The sequence below is a fragment of the Bacteroidota bacterium genome (assembly GCA_016706865.1).
Taxonomy (GTDB): domain Bacteria; phylum Bacteroidota; class Bacteroidia; order Chitinophagales; family BACL12; genus UBA7236.
The window spans coordinates 1,152,691-1,174,369 of record JADJIS010000003.1 but is presented as its reverse complement, the minus strand read 5'-3'; the positions used below and the strand labels follow the sequence as shown (position 1 = coordinate 1,174,369).

The 21,679-nt window shown below is 35.7% G+C and carries 23 protein-coding genes; 9 read left to right on the top strand and 14 right to left on the bottom strand.

The window, feature by feature from the left end; genetic code table 11:
• Positions 1 to 33: 33 nt before the first annotated feature.
• Positions 34 to 492, bottom strand: coding sequence for an alpha/beta hydrolase (locus IPI31_14360; GenBank protein ID MBK7569001.1), 459 nt, complete (start codon positions 490 to 492; stop codon positions 34 to 36).
• Positions 489 to 734 (bottom strand): hypothetical protein, encoded by a 246-nt coding sequence (locus IPI31_14355; protein ID MBK7569000.1) that lies wholly within the window; start codon positions 732 to 734, stop codon positions 489 to 491. The genes IPI31_14360 and IPI31_14355 overlap by 4 nt, the downstream gene beginning before the upstream one ends.
• A 73-nt stretch (positions 735 to 807) precedes the next feature.
• Between IPI31_14355 and IPI31_14350 the strand changes: the two genes are divergently transcribed.
• Entirely contained in the window at positions 808 to 1,077 is a 270-nt protein-coding gene (locus IPI31_14350) for a hypothetical protein (protein ID MBK7568999.1), read from the top strand.
• Between the two features lie 33 nt (positions 1,078 to 1,110).
• Here IPI31_14350 and IPI31_14345 read toward each other — a convergent pair whose 3' ends face one another.
• Positions 1,111 to 1,470 (bottom strand): hypothetical protein, encoded by a 360-nt coding sequence (locus IPI31_14345; GenBank protein MBK7568998.1) that lies wholly within the window; start codon positions 1,468 to 1,470, stop codon positions 1,111 to 1,113.
• Positions 1,471 to 2,340: 870 nt separating this feature from the next.
• On the opposite strand from IPI31_14345, the gene IPI31_14340 reads away from it, so the two are divergent.
• The 3 genes from IPI31_14340 to IPI31_14330 all read left to right on the top strand — a co-directional run bounded on the left by IPI31_14340 (position 2,341) and on the right by IPI31_14330 (position 7,461).
• Complete coding sequence (locus IPI31_14340; GenBank protein ID MBK7568997.1) at positions 2,341 to 4,164, top strand: hypothetical protein; 1,824 nt, start codon at positions 2,341 to 2,343, stop codon at positions 4,162 to 4,164.
• 157 nt (positions 4,165 to 4,321) lie between these two features.
• Positions 4,322 to 5,674 (top strand): T9SS type A sorting domain-containing protein, encoded by a 1,353-nt coding sequence (locus tag IPI31_14335; protein MBK7568996.1) that lies wholly within the window; start codon positions 4,322 to 4,324, stop codon positions 5,672 to 5,674.
• The gene (locus IPI31_14330) at positions 5,671 to 7,461 is read left to right on the top strand and encodes a T9SS type A sorting domain-containing protein (protein MBK7568995.1); all 1,791 of its coding nucleotides are present in this window, start codon (positions 5,671 to 5,673) and stop codon (positions 7,459 to 7,461) included. The genes IPI31_14335 and IPI31_14330 overlap by 4 nt, the downstream gene beginning before the upstream one ends.
• Before the next feature lie 295 nt (positions 7,462 to 7,756).
• Here the strand turns inward: IPI31_14330 and IPI31_14325 are convergent, their stop codons facing one another.
• The 6 genes from IPI31_14325 to IPI31_14300 form a co-directional block, all read right to left on the bottom strand.
• On the bottom strand, positions 7,757 to 7,951 hold the full coding sequence (locus tag IPI31_14325) for a hypothetical protein (protein MBK7568994.1): 195 nt from the start codon (positions 7,949 to 7,951) through the stop codon (positions 7,757 to 7,759).
• Between the two features lie 69 nt (positions 7,952 to 8,020).
• Positions 8,021 to 8,560, bottom strand: coding sequence for an alpha/beta hydrolase (locus IPI31_14320; protein ID MBK7568993.1), 540 nt, complete (start codon positions 8,558 to 8,560; stop codon positions 8,021 to 8,023).
• Between the two features lie 474 nt (positions 8,561 to 9,034).
• A complete protein-coding gene (locus tag IPI31_14315) occupies positions 9,035 to 10,633 on the bottom strand; it encodes a peptide chain release factor 3 (GenBank protein ID MBK7568992.1) in 1,599 nt (532 codons plus the stop codon).
• Between the two features lie 58 nt (positions 10,634 to 10,691).
• Positions 10,692 to 11,306: a DUF4190 domain-containing protein gene (locus IPI31_14310; GenBank protein ID MBK7568991.1), complete on the bottom strand. Its 615-nt coding sequence runs from the start codon at positions 11,304 to 11,306 to the stop codon at positions 10,692 to 10,694.
• 124 nt (positions 11,307 to 11,430) lie between these two features.
• A complete protein-coding gene (locus IPI31_14305) occupies positions 11,431 to 12,066 on the bottom strand; it encodes a hypothetical protein (GenBank protein MBK7568990.1) in 636 nt (211 codons plus the stop codon).
• A gap of 32 nt (positions 12,067 to 12,098) precedes the next feature.
• Positions 12,099 to 12,767 carry a hypothetical protein gene (locus tag IPI31_14300; protein MBK7568989.1) on the bottom strand — a complete coding sequence of 223 codons (669 nt, stop codon included), beginning with the start codon at positions 12,765 to 12,767 and terminating at the stop codon, positions 12,099 to 12,101.
• Between the two features lie 73 nt (positions 12,768 to 12,840).
• On the opposite strand from IPI31_14300, the gene IPI31_14295 reads away from it, so the two are divergent.
• The 3 genes from IPI31_14295 (at position 12,841) to IPI31_14285 (ending at position 14,526) form a co-directional block, all read left to right on the top strand.
• Positions 12,841 to 13,296, top strand: coding sequence for an isoprenylcysteine carboxylmethyltransferase family protein (locus IPI31_14295; GenBank protein MBK7568988.1), 456 nt, complete (start codon positions 12,841 to 12,843; stop codon positions 13,294 to 13,296).
• Between the two features lie 53 nt (positions 13,297 to 13,349).
• Complete coding sequence (locus IPI31_14290) at positions 13,350 to 14,090, top strand: queuosine precursor transporter (GenBank protein ID MBK7568987.1); 741 nt, start codon at positions 13,350 to 13,352, stop codon at positions 14,088 to 14,090.
• 97 nt (positions 14,091 to 14,187) lie between these two features.
• Positions 14,188 to 14,526 carry a hypothetical protein gene (locus IPI31_14285; protein MBK7568986.1) on the top strand — a complete coding sequence of 113 codons (339 nt, stop codon included), beginning with the start codon at positions 14,188 to 14,190 and terminating at the stop codon, positions 14,524 to 14,526.
• On the opposite strand, the gene IPI31_14280 is transcribed toward IPI31_14285, so the two are convergent.
• From IPI31_14280 to IPI31_14265, 4 genes are all read right to left on the bottom strand, one after another.
• Entirely contained in the window at positions 14,527 to 15,558 is a 1,032-nt protein-coding gene (locus tag IPI31_14280) for a hypothetical protein (protein MBK7568985.1), read from the bottom strand. It abuts the gene before it with no gap.
• 3 nt (positions 15,559 to 15,561) lie between these two features.
• Positions 15,562 to 16,284, bottom strand: coding sequence for a hypothetical protein (locus IPI31_14275; protein ID MBK7568984.1), 723 nt, complete (start codon positions 16,282 to 16,284; stop codon positions 15,562 to 15,564).
• 340 nt (positions 16,285 to 16,624) lie between these two features.
• Complete coding sequence (locus tag IPI31_14270; protein ID MBK7568983.1) at positions 16,625 to 16,954, bottom strand: hypothetical protein; 330 nt, start codon at positions 16,952 to 16,954, stop codon at positions 16,625 to 16,627.
• Positions 16,955 to 17,157: 203 nt separating this feature from the next.
• Positions 17,158 to 18,021 (bottom strand): hypothetical protein, encoded by an 864-nt coding sequence (locus IPI31_14265; GenBank protein ID MBK7568982.1) that lies wholly within the window; start codon positions 18,019 to 18,021, stop codon positions 17,158 to 17,160.
• A gap of 39 nt (positions 18,022 to 18,060) precedes the next feature.
• Between IPI31_14265 and IPI31_14260 the strand changes: the two genes are divergently transcribed.
• Together IPI31_14260 and IPI31_14255 are read left to right on the top strand one after the other, a co-directional pair.
• Positions 18,061 to 18,687 carry a hypothetical protein gene (locus IPI31_14260; protein MBK7568981.1) on the top strand — a complete coding sequence of 209 codons (627 nt, stop codon included), beginning with the start codon at positions 18,061 to 18,063 and terminating at the stop codon, positions 18,685 to 18,687.
• 2 nt (positions 18,688 to 18,689) lie between these two features.
• Entirely contained in the window at positions 18,690 to 19,307 is a 618-nt protein-coding gene (locus IPI31_14255) for a hypothetical protein (GenBank protein ID MBK7568980.1), read from the top strand.
• Positions 19,308 to 19,313: 6 nt separating this feature from the next.
• Here IPI31_14255 and IPI31_14250 read toward each other — a convergent pair whose 3' ends face one another.
• Complete coding sequence (locus IPI31_14250) at positions 19,314 to 21,608, bottom strand: hypothetical protein (GenBank protein ID MBK7568979.1); 2,295 nt, start codon at positions 21,606 to 21,608, stop codon at positions 19,314 to 19,316.
• Positions 21,609 to 21,679 lie beyond the last annotated feature (71 nt).

Below are 21,679 nucleotides of genomic sequence, written 5' to 3'. Positions count from 1 at the left end.
CCTTTTGAAAATTCTAACTATTACGTTCATAAACTAATTCCCTGTCATCTCCCTCTCAATCACCCTCGAAATCTCCTCCGACCTCGTCAACACCATCATATGCGATCCACCCTTAATAATATAATCAGCTTTAACTTTATCTATCGGTAAAGTATTATCAATATCACCGTGAATATGAATAATATTTTTGTTGAGATTATCTGCTTCGGTTCTGTCCCAGCTTACAATTAAATGCACTGCGCGTTTAATAAATAATGGATCTTTTGCGTGTAACATGCTTACACAGGTTTCTTTTTCGAGTTTGCGGTCGGGTTCGTAAAGGGGTTGCAGGAAATAACTGGAATATTTAAATATATTCGGTGAAATTTCTCTGTAAACCGGAAATGTTTTGAAAAAAGTATACATTTTAGGAACTTCCTCCGATGACGAAGCACTGGATATTATAATAACTTTTTCAGGATGAATAATATCTGTTAATTCACAAGAGATCATCCCCCAAGCGAAACTCCGATTAATACAAATGGTTGTGTGGTATCTATTTGTTCGGAAATGCGCACTGCATATTCAGCCATGCTTTCATTTTCAAAAGGAACAGGGTAATGAATATTTATTGTATCAATATTTTCTTCAAAATGAATATTCTTGAAAACACGCGAATCGGATCCTTGCCCGGGAAGAAGATAGGCGGTTAGTTTTGTTGGGCAAGCACTTGCGTTCCGATAAACAAAAACCAATTACTATAAATTTCATTGCCCACATTATTCAAAGATAACCAAATATGAAAGAGGGAGGGAGTGAACTTCCCACATAGTAAATACATCAAGTTTTAATCAAAAATTATCCAACAGAATTCAGGAAGATGGATTTATTCGTATTGTTTGTGATGAAGACAGGTCTCAATTAAGAAATAAAAATAAATCCATAGAAAAGCTACATGAATTAATAAATAAATCGCTAACTCCGGTTAAAAAACGCATCAAAACCAAAACTCCGAAAGCCGTAAAAGAAAAAAGGATAAAGGAGAAAAAAATAAAGGGTGATGTGAAGAGTTTGAGAAGGAAGCCGGATGTGGAGTAGGTCGATTAGGTTAAAATTATAAATCTCACCTTTTTACGGTTGTTGGAATAACTGAACCCCTGAGGATGCGTTGAGCTTTTCCCCAATTACAATTGGAAGGATTGGAATGTATGAGAGCTTGATCGCGATGTCCTCTTTGTCTACAATAATGTGATCTGTGAGGGTTTCTACTATCGTCCTCTTTTCTTCAAATGGGAGTTCGTCCCATTGACCAAAGAGATTCTTAGCATCAAATTGAACTGTATCTGAGGATAGTTGCTGAATCTTAAGGTAGTCGATTTCAGCTTCAATTTCTGGGATTTGGTCTTCTATCTGAAGGTGTCTTTCTTCAAGGGGTTTGTAATGGATTGGGGAAAGTTCTTTAGACATGTCACCTTCTAATCTGAGCGTCAAAAGGTCATCCGTCTTCTTTTTACCTTCTTTGATTCCGCTTGAAGAAGTTCTAAAAGAGTTCCTTTTTAGAAAGAATTGAATTTGATTTGTTGTGAAATGATTGCAAATCAGGATCGGACAAAAGGAAAGATTTCAATTGCTCTTGATAGATTTCTTCGATATCGGAAACTGCGATTTTGTTCTTGCAATTTTTACAGTAGAAAACGGGAGCTTTATGATAAATGGTGCAGGTTTTTCTTTTTTGATTCACGAATATTGAAATGAGTGGAGGCCAAAGCTAATGAGACTCATCAGTTGAAATGTCGCTTCCTAAACAGAAGTGTCATTTCGCAATGAAAAATGAGCTATTCACTCAAAATCATTTGGAAATTCGAGATTGTCACTGTAAATTCATATTTGTAATTTAATAAATTGATATGTGTATTTAGAGTTTTTCAGCATTTATAGAGTTGAATGACTCGTTTACCAAAATATTACGTAAATAATTAACACCATTGAACGAAAATAGGTAAGTTTGACTCCTATTGACTTATTTAGGATTTAGGAAATGCGCCTTTGATAAGTAAAAACGAATATCGCAACCCTTCAGATGCTCTATTTAACTAGTTTGTTCGAAAATAGACCAGCGGGGATTAAGGTTCATATTTCATTGCTGTTTAATACCGACAATCGGTTTTATACATAATGGTAATTATAGTTTGTGAATACAATTATTTCTAATAGGAAAAATTACAATTCGGAACACAATTGCAGATTTTAAAAAAAAATACTTATAACTACGAAAATTGAGCGTGCAATTTCCAAAAAAATACTTATTTAGCTAAATTTCCAAACGCAACAACATATTAAAACAAGTAAATTCACTCTACTATGAAATACTTAAATAACAACTTGCTCAAAACCATAATCGTATTCCTTGGTTTGATAATTGCTTTGTTAAACAGCAGTTTTGGAGATTCATCGGATTTAATTTATGTGAAAACTGAAATTTATGCTATAACTCCCGACACAATTCCTTTTGACACAATAAAAGTGGTGGCGATTAATAGTAATGGCGATTCCGCAACCGTTGTAATTTCGGGAGCGGATTCAATTACCTATCTTCATTCTGATTTATTGATCAATTATATTGAAGATGGAATTCCTGAAGTCTATATCCTCGGTGAGGCCGATTCATCGGTTACCATTGAAGAACTATTAGGAGATTCTCTTTTCATCGTTCAACAAGACTCAACATTTATTACTGAATTTCAATATTTAGACAGTGTCATTGTGGACACCACTACGACAGTCTTGGTTTCAACCGATACAATATATGTAAGAACCGATACCATTGCCTATTTTATCGGAACCGATACAGGTGCATACTATATCCCCAAAAACGAGAATACCGTTTATAAAGTAGAAAAAGCAGATAATGCTCAACTGGTCGATAGTGCAAATACCACACTAGGTAAACTCATTTTACCCTTGGTGCATTCAAAGGGAATCATTATCACCCCTCAAGGTGGGTCTGAAAATTCAAGTGATGTTCCTAAGGATCTGTTTGGTATTGGTCTTGAGGGTATGTTTAATCCTAGGCATATTTCTGAGGAAGATGTTATTCCTGAACCACCCGGCACATGGGTACCAAATCCAGACGCTTGGACATGGATGGCAGATCTAAAGCCAGGGAGTTTAAGATTTCCGGGTGGAGAAAGTGGAAAATTTATGCACTTGTTGCCATATAGAGACCTCGACATTGATGGCATTCCTGACCCTATCAAGGGCTATGGATATGATATTGAAGAAATGATCCGATTTTATGATATCACCCCTGCGCAAGGTGATCCTGCTGCACCAACCGGACCCTATCCGGAAACTTACGGAGTAGAAATGACCAATACCAATGTTAATGAAACTTTTATTGATGCTGGAGGTTCATCCGTGCCAGTCACGATGGCAGCAATTTTAGCCGATCTTGCTGATGATAATTGCATTTCCTGTGCTTATTGGATGGATACAAGATATACAACACAGTTGCTTGATTATTATAAAAAGTACACGCAGCAAGAGGCATTGCCCGATGCCAGTGCCACATATGATCCTGCATACATCAATCAATTTGTTGATTTTATTAATTTCATCCAAACGCAAAATTCTAATTACTCAATTGATATATATCTTGATTTAAATATCATTAGCCAAACGCCAAGCGAGGCAAGGGCTATTGTCGATTATCTCAGAGATGGCGATATTAATGGCGTAACAGATATTACAGTTGCAGGAGTTGAGCTTTCAAATGAGGTCTATTTTAATTGGGCAAGAGATTTGGCCGGATTTGCACTTTTTAATGATTACTGGGCATATGTTACTGGTGATGTCACTTGGGGCGATTATACCAATGACCTTGGTGTGCTCACACATTTCACTACAATAACCGTAGACAACCCAGTTTCCTATGCGGAATATGTAATGAGACCCGAACTGTATGACAATACAGCAACTACATATGATCCAAGTCATGATTTCTTCGCAGCTTTAAAAGCAAGCCCTCCAGTCAATATCGGTCTTCCAGCAGAAAATCCGAATGGAAGCGATCTAGTATATGGCCCTGACGAAAGTGATGATTATCTATTAGGTGGTTCGGATGCTTGGAATGTTCAATTAAGAAGTCATTACGATGATATGTTTAGCCCGGAGCACCCTTTTTGATGCGGTAATCCTTCACAACTATTTTCAAGGATCAAAGTATAAGGACCTCATCCTAAATAATTTATGCCCTAAATATCCGACCTATCCTGGTTGGAGCACACCGCCGTTTTGCCTATATAGCGGGATCTGTGACCCATATGGTGAATGGAGATATGATGTGAACGATTTTAGATTGGAAGATGCGTTCAATGAATTTTTAGGATTAACGGATCCGCCTCCGGCATGGGATGCGGTAGTAAATTTAAGTGACCTTTTTAAAGGTGATCCCATTGACCCTGATGCTGGACTCCCGGGTTATTTCAATTTATTAAAGGAAGGAATTAATGATTTAGATGCATATGGACTTCAATTTGGAGCAGGTTATGATAATGATAAGCAGCTTTGGGCAACGGAGTATAATAATAAACCAACAACAAGTAATATGACTAATCAGGAATCTGCCTTAATGGATATTTTTCTGAATAATTACCCTGATGGGCTTTTGTTGTTTGAATGGTCGCTGTTCAACATTCGTATTAATTCAAATGCTTTGTATCATAAGGACTTTTTCACGGCATCGCATTTACATGCATATGCCGGAGGTGGAGGATCTTGTTTGCTTACAATTGCAGATTGTGGAGATTTTAAAAGTTTCGTCAACCCATCGGGAGTTCCATCACCAATTGATCCTGATCCGTATAAGGTTCCTGGTCCCGAACCTGATGAAAACCTTTATTTGCGCCGAACTAGTTATTGGAGTATGAAATTGATCAGTGAGATCAATAAACAAGATTTATATTACCTACATAGCAATTATTTAATGCCTACCGGAAATCCAAATGTGCCCCCTACTTTGTTCAGAGATCCCGGTTTTGATTATATTGTCCTTTTTATTAGTAATATGAAAGAAGGACCACAATATATAACAATAAACCCGAGTTCAATCGCTCCGTATATCTTTCCCGCCTTCTTAGGTTTCGATGATTATGTCACAATCAACGAAGTTCAAGTAGATAGGAACTACATGTCTTCCGGTATGAGTAATATGTTCGATATTAACACCTGCTACAACTGTGTGAAAGACCTTGATATAATAAGTGATAACCCACATCCTTATGATATTTATGGGATCACACCAACCTTTAATAGACCTGTGGAATATTTGGCTGACATTCCCGATGGCATTAGATTTTATATGGATGGAAATTCTTTTGGTTACGTTACAATTCCTATCTTAAAAATTCCCGAAAGAGCAGGACAAACGAATCAAGAAAATAAAAGTGATCTCATTGAAATCGCGCCAAATCCTACAAATAGTTCTATTAAGTTTTGGAGTGATGAACCCGGTGTATTAAATAATGATGATTATAAAATCACTATTACCTCCTCAACAGGGCAGGTTATGATTGAAGGTAATTGGAAGGTTTACGAGGACATTGATGTTACAAGCTTACCTTCGGGAATTTATTTTGTCAACATTTCGACTACTGGCATACCAGTCACCATTAAAAAACTAATCAAATCATCTTGAAAGTATTTATTGCATTCATATTATTTGGAATTCGCATATCAATTATAGTTGCTCAAACGCCTTCAATTGAATGGCAGCATTGCATTGGTGGGTCTGATGGTGAAGATGCTATATCAATACTACAAACCACCGACAGTGGTTATGCGGTAATTGGACTTGGAAGTTCATTTGATGGCGATGGAATCGGCACAAATGGATTCGGAGATTATTGGCTGGTTAGATTGAATCAAGATGGTTCTATACGGTGGTCATCTATATATGGCGGTTCTGAATCAGATATTCCCCGTTGTCTAATACAAAAACAAGATGGCGGTTTTTTGATCGTAGGAACTACCCTTTCGAATGATGGTGATGTCATTTTCAATCATGGCTATTATGACATGTGGATTATATGCGTAAATGATACCGGTGAGATAGAATGGCAACAATCACTCGGTGGAAGTAGTTTTGATTTTGCGTATTCGATTCAGCAAACATTTGATGGTGGATTCATCGTTGTGGGTTCATCTGAGTCTTTGGGAGGGGATGTTTCTAATCATCACGGACCTGTTGGTCAAGAACCGGATTTTTGGGTTGTTAAGCTAAATAATATCGGTGATATTGAATGGGAACATTCCTACGGTGGTTTAGAAGCTGAAGAGGCTACTAGTGTGATACAAATGGCGGACAGCGGATATGTAATTGCGGGATATACTACGTCAAATGATGGAGACGTAAGTGGCTTGCATGGTATGGTTGGTTTCTACTCAGATTTTTGGGTGATCAGGATAGATTCACTTGGAAATTTGATCTGGCAACATTGCTTGGGCGGAACAGGTGATGAAATCGCCTTTGCTATTACAAAAACAAGTGCTGATAAATGTCTGATCACAGGGATTGCTCATTCATCTGACGGAGATGTTACTTGGGAACATCCCGGTGACGAACTATGGGTCGTACAATTAGAAACTAGTGGTGAGATAGACTGGGAACAAACCTATGGTGGTGATAATGATGACAGGGGCTACGGAATAATCAGCAACTCTGAAAGTGATTACTATGTAATAGGGACAACAAAATCTTATGATGAAGTTACTAATTGGCATGGCTATATAGATTATTGGCTTTTGAATATTGATACAATTGGTAATATCATATCCGAAACATGTTATGGAGGCTCAGAACAAGAAGGTAGTCCATATTTTCTTGATTTGATAGATTTAAAGAAAACAATTGATGGTGGATATATTTTTGCAGGATCTACTCAAAGTAACGACGGAGATGCCAGTGGGCTTCATAATGCAGTAGGCTTGGGGGGAGACTACTGGATCGTTAAGCTTTGCAATCCGAACAATGAGGTATGGTACTATCTAGATGCCGATAGTGACGGATTCGGTGATTCAGAAATATCCTTAAAAAGTTGTGTAATACAGGAAGGATACGTAACAGATAGTACGGACTGTGACGATGCCGACCCGGATATATATCCAGGAGCAACGGAAGAGCTTAATGGATTGGATGATGATTGTGATGGCTGGAATGATGATGGTCTTGCAATTGATGTAAATCATTCAAGGGAAATCAAAATATATCCGAATCCAACCGAAGGAACACTTACAGTCGTTTCTGAAAAGGCTGATTTAAGTAATTTAAGACTTACTAACCTATTTGGTCAGAAATGCTCGTTTACTGCAATAAATTCAGAATTTGGAACATTTGTAATTGATCTTGCCGGACTTCAAAGCGGGATTTATTATTTAACAATACTTGGTGAAGTAAACACCAGATTTCAAATATTAAAATTATAAATTTGAGAAATTTTATTTTCATATTTTGTAATATCTCATCGACCTGTGGCAAATATGCTGCAGGTCAATGGGTTAAAATTGCTGATTTACCAAATAGCCCATTTAGTGGTGTTAAAATAATTTATTTCCAGAAAGACCTATTTCAACCAACTCGAATGATATAACCATTAAATAACTATAATTGAATATTTATGCAATTTTCTCAAAAATCAATCTTGGGTCTTTTTGATGGATAACTTTTTGCAAGAGGATCTATGCTTAAAAATCGACCAATTCTAGGATCTTGCATTCTAAATTAAAAAGCATAACTGCAATTGTCAACAAAAACTTCATCATCGCACTCTTGAGCCTGAAAGCCATACCGATATTCACTACCCACGCTCCAATTTCTACCCTCCAGCGTGGTTCCGAACGGACCATAACCCAAAGTGCTTGAAATCTTGATAGGAGTAGAATAATTCACAGGATGAAAATACTTTAAAAATTGCATATTATGCATATTTTGGTAATTTTCAAAGTGGTTTTAGGTTATAAAAATTGTGTTTAAATATTAGTTTCACTATTTAATATTCATCTCTCTCTCAATTATCCCCGAAATCTCCTCACTCTTCGTCAACACCATCATATGCGATCCACCCTTAATAATATAATCAGCTTGCACATTTTCAATCGGTAATGTATTATCAATATCCCCATGAATATGAATAATATTTTTGTTGAGATTATCTGCTTCGGTTCTGTCCCAGCTTACAATTAAATGCACTGCGCGTTTAATAAATAATGGATCTTTTGCGTGCAACATGCTTACACAGGTTTCTTTTTCCAGTTTGCGGTCGGGTTCGTAGAGGGGTTGGAGAAAATAACTTGAATATTTAAACAATGAAGGAGATATTTCGCGGTAAACAGGAAATGTTTTGAAAAAAGTATACATTTTAGGAACTTCTTCCGATGAGGATGCACTGGAAATAATAATAACTTTTTCAGGATGAATAATATCGGTTAATTCGCAGGAAATCATTCCTCCAAGCGAAACTCCAATTAAAATGAATGGTTTTGTGGTATCAATTTGTTTTGAAATTCGAAGAGCATATTCCTTCATACTTTCATTTTCGCAAGGAACAGGATAATGAATATTTATTGTATCAATATTTTCTTCAAAATGAATATTTTTAAAAACTCTTGAGTCCGAACCCTGGCCTGGCAATAAGTAGACAGTGGGCGCGGGGCGCGCAGGGGGCGCGAGGCGCGCGACATATGACATAGGACATATGACATAGGACTTGATATAGGACATTGGAGAAGGGACATAGGACTGTGATGCGAAGGAAGCAGCGTAGATAAAAATTCCAATGACAAGAGTTATCGTTTTTCGCATGGTAATCAAAGATACATCAAAGTGCGTGAGTCGTCAATCGTGAATCGTCAATCCGGAGGAGATTGCAATAACCAAAACGTTCATACTACAAAAAATATTAAATCAGAAGCCAAATTTCTATCTAAATCCAAAGTAAATCCTTTTGTCGCTTCCCCTTGTCCTATTTCAAGTCATATGTCCTATGTCGTATGTCCTATGTCACCCAAGAGCGTCTGTCTTAAATTCACTGGTAGTATGAAACGTAATGTGCGGATTATTCTCCCTCGCAACATTCAACGCCCAACTTGTCTCCGCCATATAAACAGGATTATGGTCCTTATCAAAATAAATATATTCCGATTTGAGGCGAATAAATTCTTCGAGTTGTTTTTTATCCGTTGTGGTCATCCAACATGCTTTGTTCATTGGAATAGGAGCGAAGCGACATTTTGCACCGTATTCGTTTTCGAGGCGATATTGGATAACGTCAAATTGTAATTCACCAACTGTGCCCACCACTTTTTTATGACCGCTGGTATGGGTGTATAATTGCGCTACTCCTTCGTCTGTTAATTGTTCAATTCCTTTATCCAATTGTTTTGTTTTCATTGGATCGAGGTTAATTAATTCTTTAAATATTTCGGGGGAGAAACTCGGAATACCTTTGTAATTTAATTCTTCTCCTTCGGTAAGTGTATCGCCAATTTTAAAATTACCGGTATCGTATAATCCTATTACATCTCCGGGATATGCCTCTTCAATTACATCCTTACTCGCAGCCATAAAAGAATACGGATTATTAAAACGTACATTTTTATTTAATCGCACGTGATGATAAAAACTATTGCGTTCAAATTCTCCGCTTACCACACGCAAAAATGCAATTCTGTCGCGGTGACGAGGATCTATGTTAGCGTGTATTTTAAACACGAAGCCACTGAATTTTTTTTCTTCAGGAACAACAATTCTGTTATCTGAAATACGACCTTGTGGAACAGGGGCAATTTGAATAAACGTTTCCAATAATTCCTGCACTCCAAAATTATTAATTGCACTTCCAAAAAACACCGGAGCAATATCCGCACTTAAATATTTATTTACGTCAAAGTCGTGATAAACACCTTCAATTAATTCCACATCCTCCCTCAATTGTTGTGCATCTCTTTCGCCTGCAATTTTATTTAAAAGCGGATCATTTAAATTTTCAATTGTTAATACATCATCTTCAATACGTTGTGAACCCGGGCGAAAAACATTTAATTTTTTATGATACAGGGAATAAACACCTTTAAATTGAGATCCCATATTTATAGGCCAGCTTAAAGGTCGGACGCGGATATTTAATTTTTCTTCCAATTCATCCAAAAGATCAAAGGGATCTTTTCCATCTCGGTCCATTTTATTGATGAAAATAATTACAGGTGTTTTGCGCATTCGGCAAACTTCCATTAAACGCTCTGTTTGTGCTTCCACGCCCTTTACGCAATCGATTACAAGAATTACACTGTCAACGGCAGTTAATGTGCGATAAGTATCCTCCGCAAAGTCCTTGTGTCCGGGAGTATCCAACAGATTTACCTGAATTCCCTCATATTCGAAGGTCATTACGGAAGTTGCCACGGAAATACCTCTTTGGCGTTCAATATCCATGAAATCGCTGGTGGCAGATTTCTTTATTTTATTGCTTTTAACGGCACCCGCAACCTGAATTGCACCACCGTAAAGCAGAAATTTTTCTGTAAGTGTCGTTTTCCCGGCATCGGGGTGACTAATAATTGCAAAGGTTCTCCTGCGCTGTATCTCTGACTGTAAACTCATAATCTGACCTCTAAAGGCGGGCGCAAAGATAAAATATTAAAAGCGAGTACCCTTATTTTTACCAATTTGGCAAATTGAGTATACCACTTAAGGCCATTAGGTAAACAGTTAAGATTAATACTGCTAACACAAATAATCCCACAACGATGGAACCCATGATCACCCCGGCCATTGCATCTCCGGCATTTATATACTTCTCTGGAGATTTTGCAATAGTTTTTTGAGCGCGACGACCCTTGGCAATTGCTATTATGCCAAAAACGACAGCTATATAGGGTAATATAAAAAATATTGCCAGTCCCCAAATTCCCGCAATTTTACTTTCTCTGGCCAACTGCGATTGAGATAACCATTCGCCATCGGGAAGCGTATCAGGAAGAATTTCCTTTTTTGGAGTAATTATTAGGTCGTTTTCAGCTATCAATGTCTCCCAGGTAGCATTATCAATAGAACTATAATATACAATTTCATTGGATGGTTCGGAGTTTTCTTCATTATGAGCAGCAGATGGTTGGTATGCTGCAGGTTCAATTTCCGCCGGATTTATTTTGACTGATCCGTTGCCTGTTTCACTATTTGGATTTAAAACAGCGGTGTGATTATGAGTGATATTACAACTTCCACAAATAAAAGCAGCAAGAATAAGTATCGTGTAAAAATAATTTATTTTCATTTTTAGGAATTGGTGGTTAAAACACAAATATAAACCTAATGTGAAACTTTGAAAGGAAACATATGATCAAAATATAAAGATATAGATCCCACAATAAAGCCTAGGCACTCTATTTTTTACAATTTCAGCTTAACCAAAAATTTCCAGTTGAAATTAAATAGATTAAAAAGATAGCAATAGCTAAAAGAACTGCAAAAATCGGCACACTCAAGGCAATTCCCCAATCCGCTTTATTCGCATTTGTATATATATTTTTGCTCTTGCGTAAGATCCTGTTCGCAATAATTCCCTTTCTCAAACCAGCTATACCAAATACAATTGCAATCAGATTAAAAGCAATTGCAAAAAAAGCTAACATATAGTAAGAAGATAACATCCATCCTATTAAAGCAATAAAAGATATCATGCCCAATGTAAAACTTTGATTTGCTTCCTTCAACTCTGTAGGTGCAACATTTTTAGTTATTACTGTATCTACTTTTACAGAATAGTTTTCAGAACCGGTATGCATAACTACATACTCAGTAATTGAATCAAATATATTATCCTCTGCTAAATATGTTTCTGATGCTAAATCATTATTAATATATTCTACTGATCCTGATGGTTGATAATCGCACACTGCAGGGACCCCAACAGAATTCGACATTTCATTATTTTTACTTATTTCCATGTGATTTGTTGCAGTAAATAATTTTTCTGAAGTATTGCAACTCACAGCTAAACAAGCGAAAAGAATCGGTAAAATATAGTTTTGCATTGGTAGCATTTATCGAGAAAATTATTTTTAGTTCAATATAAACTTGAAAATGATAAAGAAAAGCCATTCCCGGATGTCCATAAGAAGAGACTATAAGCAAAAACAAACACAATACTTGCAAAAATTATCAGGCTAAAAGTTATACCCCAATTTGCTTTATTTGCATTTGAATAAATATTATTTTCCTTTCTTAATATCCTTTTCGCTGTAATTCCCTTTCCTAAACCAAATAGTCCAAGTATAAAGGAAGTAATAAAAAGACCAACAGAAAGAAACAGTGCACCGGATAACAACAACAATACAGATGTGATCAATGCAATTAAAGAACTTAAACCAAATTTAAAACTATCATTAGCAATATCCAGTTCTTGTAATTCTTCATTAACAATTACCGCTGTATCCATTTGATAGGTATTTTTTTCAGCTGCATATGAAGGTTCAGACGTATGTTTTAAATCCATTTTATTACTTAAAATGGGTATGTTAGCTTCGGTATAAAAATCAATGATTACTAAATCATTTGGTGTGTAATCTGTTTTTCCCGAAGGTTGAAAAACATTTGAGGAACTTTCATCTGAATATTGTTGATCGAAATCATTGGTTGGAATTGCTTTATCCGGGCTAATTTTTAATAGTTTCGATGTAGAGCAACTACAAAATAATACAAGTAAAACAAGGGAAATAAATGATGTTTTTTTCATGAGTAGCAATTATTAAGGAGATAACCTTTGCTAAATTACCAATAAAAATCCGTAAAGTTGTGTCCGAAAACATATGAAACCAAAAAAGACAGCAGATTACATCTTTGTAAGCATTCAGATCCTTTTATTTATCGGCTATTGGTGGCATCCGGAGCCGGTTGAGCCGATTTTACCCAACATCTGGCGATATATAGGTATGCCATTAGCACTAAGCGGAATATTTTTAGTGATGACGGCATTTTTACAATTGAACCGAAATCTTACCATGCTTCCTACCCCGACAAAAAATGCTACATTGATCACTACGGGAGTGTTCAAATATATGCGGCATCCGATTTACACAGGTATTTTTTTTATTGCATTGGGATATGCTATGATGGAACATAATTTTGATCAATTAATGATCGCTTTAATGATACTTTTATTGTTTGAAATTAAATCGAAATATGAAGAAAAAAAGCTGACGGAACATTTTCCGGAATATCCTGTTTACAGTGCGAAAACAAATAAATTTTTTCCATTCATTTAAACCACCATAATATGGAAGATCATCACCACAATCCATTTGCCAACAAACCGGCTATGTTACTTTTAATTCTGGGAGTTTTTTTTGTCACCAATGCGTTAATAGCAGAATTTATTGGAGTTAAAATATTCGCGTTGGAAGATAGTTTCGGCTGGAAACCATTTAATTGGAATTTATTTGGCGAAAAGGGCTCTCTAAACTTTACCGTTGGGGTTATTTTATGGCCCATTGTATTTATAATGACGGATATTATTAATGAATATTTTGGAACAAAAGGAGTGAAGCGATTGAGTTATATTGCCATTGTATTTATTTTATATGCTTTTGGTGTTGTTTATATCGCCATCAATCTTGCACCCGCCGGATTTTGGCCCGCAAGTTATGTTGATGCCGGAGTTCCTGATATGCAAAAAGCCTATAGCGCAATTTTCGGACAAGGAATGTGGATAATAGCAGGTTCTATTGCTGCATTTTTTGTAAGTCAGTTGGTGGATGTTACCATATTTCACAGGATCAAGTTCTTTACCGGTGAAAAGAATATCTGGATGAGGGCCACGGGATCTACGGTGATATCCCAAATATTTGATAGTTTGATCGTGTTGTATATCGCATTTGTTATCGGACCTCAGCAATGGAGTTTAAGTCTGTTTTTTGCCGTTGCGACAGTGAACTATTGTTATAAGGTTTCCGCTGCAATAATTCTGACTCCCTTGTTATATGTGCTCCACAGGTGGATCGACAGGTATTTGGGGAAAGAATTGAGTGAAAAAATGCGGGCAGAAGCTATGAAATCTTAGAGTTTAGCTCGTTTTTTGCTTTAAAATTGTCATTTTTAGGATTCAACAGATTATTTTACCCAAAAAAACGTTAATTTAACATCAAAATAGTTCCCGGATGCGTTTGCGATATCTTGTCAATTTTATTGGGCTTTGTATTGTTGTAGTTTCCTGCAATACTTATGATCTGCCTGCGGGTACTCCAAAATCTATTGAAAAATTGATCGCAGATTACCCTCATGATAATGATTGCCTTCAGGTGGAAAGATATAATATGGCAGGTATCAAATACTTCAAGTTTGTCGATAATTGTGTTAACGATTATGGATACGATTATTTTGATGAGGATGGAACAAAGGTTTGTAATACCAATGGCGGTTGGGGTCCATCACCTTCTTTAGATTGTTCAATAAATCCCGGTGATCTTGTTTTTGAGGAGATCATTTGGCCGAGGTGATCAATTTTTGAGGAGTTTACCAATCTTTCCGTTATTGCCTGCGAGGTAAACTGCTTTTCCGAAACCGGATATCCCAATAACATTATAGCCTTCCTCACTAATATTTATTGTTCTATCTAAAAAAGAATTATTTACATCTACTCCTCCCGTACCACACATTATTACTTCATAAGGATAGGGTAAATACTTTATACAGGAAATATATCCTGAAGGATTTGGGAAAGAAGAAGTGAAATTGATAATATCGGGGGATTGAAATTCTCCATAAAATAAATTAGTATTCATAATATCCGGATTTAGATAATCTCCTCCACCAATTAAGCCATGATATTTCGTTGGGAAATCAATGGAGAATATTCCTTCGGATTGTTTTCCGGCCACCATCGGTGTTTTTGATATCTTCCAATTTTTACCGAAATTATCTGAACAAAAAATCGAGGCGTTTTTTCCACCAGTACCAAAAATTATCGTTTTACCATCTAATAATTGCATTGCCGACCCACTTGCAGCAAATGCATAAGTGCTGTCAGGTGCTAAATTATTTTTATTTTTTATTTCCTTCCAGCTATCTCCCTTATTATTTGTAGACAAAAAATAAAACCAATTATTTATGGGATCTCCCAAACAAATTCCTTTTTTGCCATCAAAATCAATAGCATCTAAAAATATAGCGGGATCGTCATTTCTGAAAACTTCTTTCCATGTATTACCTCCATCCACTGTTTTTAAAATGCATGCAGGTTGAACACTGCTCATAACCACAGCAGTATTTGCATCAAATGCTTCAATATCTCTGAATTCAGCACTGTCGTAGGGATGTATTTGTTTGAAGTCCCATGTTTTGCCGGCATCAATGGATCTTCCCACATAACCATTACTACCGCTGGTCCAAATAACAGAATCATTTACCACACATAATCCTCTCAAACTCGTATTAACATCCTGATGAACTATTTCAATGGCATAATTAGTCTGTGCAACTAAAATGGATAAATAAAAATTACATAAAACAAGAATAAAAATTTGTTTCATAATTTATTTTTTTTGGTAACCTTCAGGAATTTCAAAAATACCCGTTGGAAAAAAATCCTTTTGCAATTCAATAATTTCAAAACTGCGTGTATATGATTTTGTTTTAACTGTTAATCGCATAATTGCGCCATCTTCAAACCCAATAATAAGTGGTGCAGGAACTGCAGCATGATTGATCTCCGTTTGAATATCATATCGCGATGCAGGAATCTTAAAATCATCAGCAACCCAAATAAAAGCTTCATTATCATTCGGAATAAATCCTGAGCGCACAACTTTATATTTCGTACAAGGGTGTCCTAATATCGTTTCTTTTTCATTTGTTACCTCAACAATAGGTTTAAAATGATCAGGCATGAGATCCCTTAACTCAGCATTGGGATCACCCAGGTCAGAATATTCGCCCAAATATGCTAGCTTTTTTATGGTATCTAATTGCCATGCTGCTTTATCGGTTTTATCCAGTATTAAATTGCTGTGCGATAATCCTCCATATTCAATCATACGGAAATTATTTTCGTCAACATAAATATCAATTTTATATGGACTAATGGCCTCCATATTCAATTTAAATACTGTATCTATAGCTTCTACAATGGATGAATATACAATTTTTCCATAAAATAATTCCTTCGAAACTTCAGCAACTTCAGGCTGTTTTTCTTTACATCCGTTGGATATCAACAAAAAAGAAAATAATATCACAACAATAAAATAGCTCTTCATTCCATATAATTTTTACAAAGATAGGGATTGATCGCAATTAAGGTTCATGATGTGACGTGTACTCGCGATTCACGAAATGAGTTATGAGTTATGAGTAATGAGTTTGGTTCTCGAGAGTCGGATATTCTTGCTTTTTATTTTTAACTGCGATTATGGGTGAGTGGTGCCCGCCCGGATGACCGGTCGGACGGGAGTAAGGACATGAAGTAGATCTCCTGCGTCGATCACTTCATGTTTCAGTGGTGAGAATGCTCCGAGTCAGAAAAAAATTTAAGGTCAAAATCAAAAGTTCCAATGTTAGCAGTACCGGATTCACGACTCACGATTTTCGATTCACGATTCAATTCAATTCGGCAAAGGATAAAGCTGCATCACAAATATCCTTGCCATTGGTATCTTTCAATTTGTAGAGCGTCCAGCCAATTAACTGATAAAAATAATATTCTGTTTTTACAATGGTAAGGCAATAATATACTTTTTGATCGCCGTATTTACCTTCTATGTTTGCAACCATTGCATCATTAAGATTAATTGTAATATTTTCTCTGTTCGATTCTTTGGCATCGCTTAAGGTATTTAAAATGGCAAGCTCTGCGAAGTTGAAATAATTTTCCAATTCAATAGTAATACTATCCCTTTCTGTGTTTGGGATTTTATCTTTGATCACCATAAAAATGGTATTATTCGTAGAATCGGCATAAGCAATTGTTGCTTTCGGATTTATTTTTTTATCGGCGTGTAGATATTTAGGAATATAAATTTCAAAGTCACGTATTTTTATAATATGATTAAAATTGCTGTAATCGGGTAGCTCATGACCGGAATTGCAGGCAGAAAATATTAAAAATAATAAATAATATTTCAGTAGTCGTTTTACCAGGCTTTTCCGTCTTTTAATTTGTAAATTAATATTTCCTGAGTTTCTTCATCGGAATAATAAATATACATTGTTTTTTTATCCCCCAAAAAACTTAATCCTGCAATAAAATAAAAATCTTTAAATTCTTTGGTAAATAAAGTTGGCAAAGAAAAAGGGTCTGTTTTTGATTTTCTATTGGCTTTGTAAATTTGATTATTAGCGATGATAAACAAATTTTTTTCATCGGGTGTTAACCAACAGGACACAACTTCTAATTCTACATCACCTTCAAAATCCACTAAAACGGGAGTGTTAAATTTAGCTTCGGGTCCACTTCTTTCCGTAAAAAATAATTTAAAATCGCGACTGTAAAACAAGCGGTTTCCATCGCCGGAAACCCATGGGTAGGCATCGCTCAACGCCGGGTCGTTTATTTCATCCAGCATTCTGGTTTTTGTATAGGTTCCATCTGCTTTCTTTTCTGCTAAACCAAGATCATTATCGTTCCATCCTCCCATTTCATTTACCACATAAACCAAAGTTTGTTCATTTTCTGAACCGCTGCACTGAAAATATCTAATGGAATCCAAGGCAGCGGGAAGGCCAAAACTTTTGATGGCATCAGTTCCGGAGCTCGCATTTAGGTCGTATAAATAGATATTTGAAAGCAGGTCAAAAACATTTTCAAAATCTCCTTCGGTAAGTCCTAAAATAAAATGACTACCATCTTTCGTTAATTGTCCGGGACCGCACTCATACTTTTGTGGTATTGATAAAGCACCTGAATAGGCAAAAAGTCCTGTTGTACTGTATTTTGATTGCGCAGAAAGCATTGAGCAATAGAAAAAACAAAGAAATAGCGGTAATTTTACGTTCATAATAATAATTGATCGTGCAAAAATATAAATTAAGCAGGTATGTCGGAAAATAGTTACAAGTTAGTGGTAGCAAGAATGCCCGATGAAGACCTGTTGACAGCGCTCAAGGCCAATGAGGCTATGTATCTTGATGAGATGATATTGGCTGTTTTAGATGAATGTGAAAAAAGAAAACTATTTTTTCCGGGGGCTGATGCCCTGCGTTCTGCGATTACTGCGAGAATGGTAGTGGAAGAGGCTGTGGTGATAAATGAGCAACCTGAAGAAGTTAAAGTGGTTTTACCTGTATTATATTCACAAACGGTAATTCTTGCTTTTACCATCTTTTTCTCGCCATTATTCGGTGGAATTATGTTGGCTATGAATGTTTGGAAGGTAAATAAAAAAGCTGTTTGGCAGGTTATTCTTTTTTCTGTGGTTTTTACTGCATTTGCGGGTTATCTTTCCTATTATATTCTCCCACCGGGTAGTTTTGCCGCTATTTTGATAAGAATTGCCGGTGCTTTGATATTATCTGAATTGTTATGGAATCAACTTATCGGAAAAGGTGTTAAATACGATAAACGAAAAATAACCATTCCGTTAATTATTGCCTTATTGATCACTATACCTGTTATTTATTATTTATATCAACATCCTGAATTAATTCAACTACCAAATAATTGAACATGCACATCAACAAAAGTTTTCTCCTGATAATGCTATGCCTTTTTTTATCTGTGGCAAAAGCCGATTCACCTTTAACATCCACCTATTTTGCATCAGCATATTACGATTATGATATTGTTTCGAAGGCTGAAGTTGGAAGAGAAATGAATGATGAAGTTGCAGCATTTCTTTTGAATAAAGAAAATCCAATTGATGCAAAGGCTGCCGTAATTAACGCAATTGGTTGGAATTATGATGGAAATAATAATGCAGATAAATTCAAAGAATATCTTGCCAAAGCTCATTCCACCACAACAGAAAAACTTATACTTACTGAATTAAGTGCAGATGAATTATTATGCCTTGGTTATTTAATTGCAATGGATGATTATTTTGTTGTGGATGAAGCGATCAATATTCTGGAAATGGCTGCATCTAAAAAGAAAACCAGTTATACCATTAATTTAATTCTTGCTATGGCAAAGGCTCAAAAAGCAATGGATACTGATTTTTGCAGAGTTTGGACACTCACCAGTGCAGTAATTCAGGATGGATCTTTAAAAAGAGATATGAAAACATCTGCCATCCAAGCCATTGTGGATTATATGATCTTATATAAGACAGATTGTGCTTATTGATCTGAACTAATTATTTCCTAAGAACCAATTTTTTATTACAGCTTCGGCTTCTTTTCCGCAGGGAGTAAAATCTTTATTGTATTCGTCGGAATATTGCATATAACTCGGCCATTTCCAAAAATAAACACCTTTTATCCAATCTTCATCTGCCATTGCCTGTTGCATAATGGAATAACAGCGTTTCTGCGCATCTTCACTGTAATCCTGTTCGTCAGCGTCTTTATGTGGATTTATCCAGGGCGCTGCAATACTTTTAAAACCGATCTCGGTAAATAATACGGGTAAATTATATTTTATATGTGCGCGTTCAATAATGTCAAGATTTTTTTCAAATGCTGCTAATAATTCTGCATCTGTAGGATCAGTTTTTGAACTTAAGGGATAATAACAATTCACTGAAATATAATCCAGTTTATCCCAAAAAGAAACAGTTTCAAATTCCGTCCCCCAATTTGCTGCATAGGTTATTTTACCGGAATAAATTTTGCGAACTTTATCAAACAGGTCATCCCACTTATTGTGTTCCGATAAGGATGCATTTTGAAATTCAACTCCAATGCAGAACATTTCCACATCATATAATTCTGCCATCAGTGCATAATGTATTATCCATTGCTCATAATATTCAAAAAACAGATCCCAATCTTTTTGTGAGCCCATGGTGATATCTCCGGTCCATCCTAAATGGCTCCAGAGTTGAGGTTTTATCATAACCGACATTCCATTTTGATGTGCCTCATATGCTGAATGTATAATGCTTGCATCATTTTCAGATCCTGCGCTATTTGAAAATCCTATCGGTGCAGGTTTGGTCATGGAACGAAAACCGGAATAAGGAATAATGGTGATGGAATTAACGCCTATCTCCTTTAATTTTTTTATAGAACGATCAGCCTCCGAACCTAAATAACCATTATAAACCTGATATCCTTCATGCGCAAAATTAAATCCCTTTAAAAAATTATTGTCTGTTGGTATAGAAGGGGAGCTGTTCTTTAGATCAGAACTTTGTTTTGTTACATATATTTTCCAGTCTTGTTCCAGATTGGGAATTTTTAAAAGATCGGAAGAGTTTAATGTGGGATAATCTTTTACAAAACTCTCTTTAATCGGACTTTCTGTGATGAGGTAATCAACAAAACTTGCAGCTGCTATTTTCATCAAATAAGTAGAGCGTTCATTAAAAGAATTATTATCAAACAATGTTTTTATTTCAGGTAAAAGTGTTGCATCCAACAAATGTTTTGCCTGTAACTTATAGTCCGTTCCCTGCCAGTTTTTTGTAAATTTAATTGCAAGTCCGGTCTCCAAAGCATTTATTTCAGGCTCGCCTAAAATCTTTCGCAGCGCTAGTTTACAAGGTGACTCCGAAAACATATTGGTATATTCCTGATCAATTACCGTATGCAAAGTATTGTTTTCAAAATCAATATTTGCCTGTTCCGGATTATTTTGCATAAGTGTTTTGATCTCCGGTGAGGGATAAATATGGTATTTGATCTGCTCACGTAATTCAATGCCAATAAATTTTTCTAAAGCATCCAGATCGAAAGCTGTTTTTACTTCAATTGCATTTATTTTATCCATCGAAATATCCGGAGAATGCGTATAAAATTGTATGTTTTTATCTTCCTTTACTTTAACACCATCATAGCTAAAATCCCAATGCAATTTTTTGTCGATGGTCCATAATGTGGTTTTATCTTCCGAAAAATTACCCATTACAATTCTGTTCCCTTTTTCATATATCTGGTAACCCCAGCTATCCCAGAAAAAATATCCCCAGCTTTGTGTAAATTGGTCTTTTACATATTCTATAAGATTTTCTTCCGAATTTGCAGCAATTAATGTTAATGGTAATTGCGGATTAAAAAGATTAGGATAAAGTGATATCTTAATTATGCCTGATTTATCAGTATATTCCTTATTGTCAAATATAAATCCTCTTTCAGTGAAATTAACAGGCATATTTTCATCAAGCCTTTTTACCAATAAATTATTTATTGTTCCAATAATATATAAAGGAAATTTAGTTAACTCCGACTGAGTAACTTCATCATCGCGTCTTATTATTATTTTAATTCTATCGTTAATTTGACCCACATCTGAAATGTCTGCAATAATGGCTTCGGAAAGAAGTCCATCCTCTTTTCCATAAATAACACAAATGGAATCCTGTTGTCTGAAATTATCCATCAAAACAGACCTTTCAGGCCAGTTTAAATGGGACTTGCTATCATCAATGGAGGTTGCACTGCAGGAGAGTAGTAATACCGAAAAAAAGAAATATAGAATTTTCATTTTATTAATTAAAATTTGCCTGAATTATTTGAAAGGGGAAACCTTATGCAAATATAAGTGGAATCCTGCAG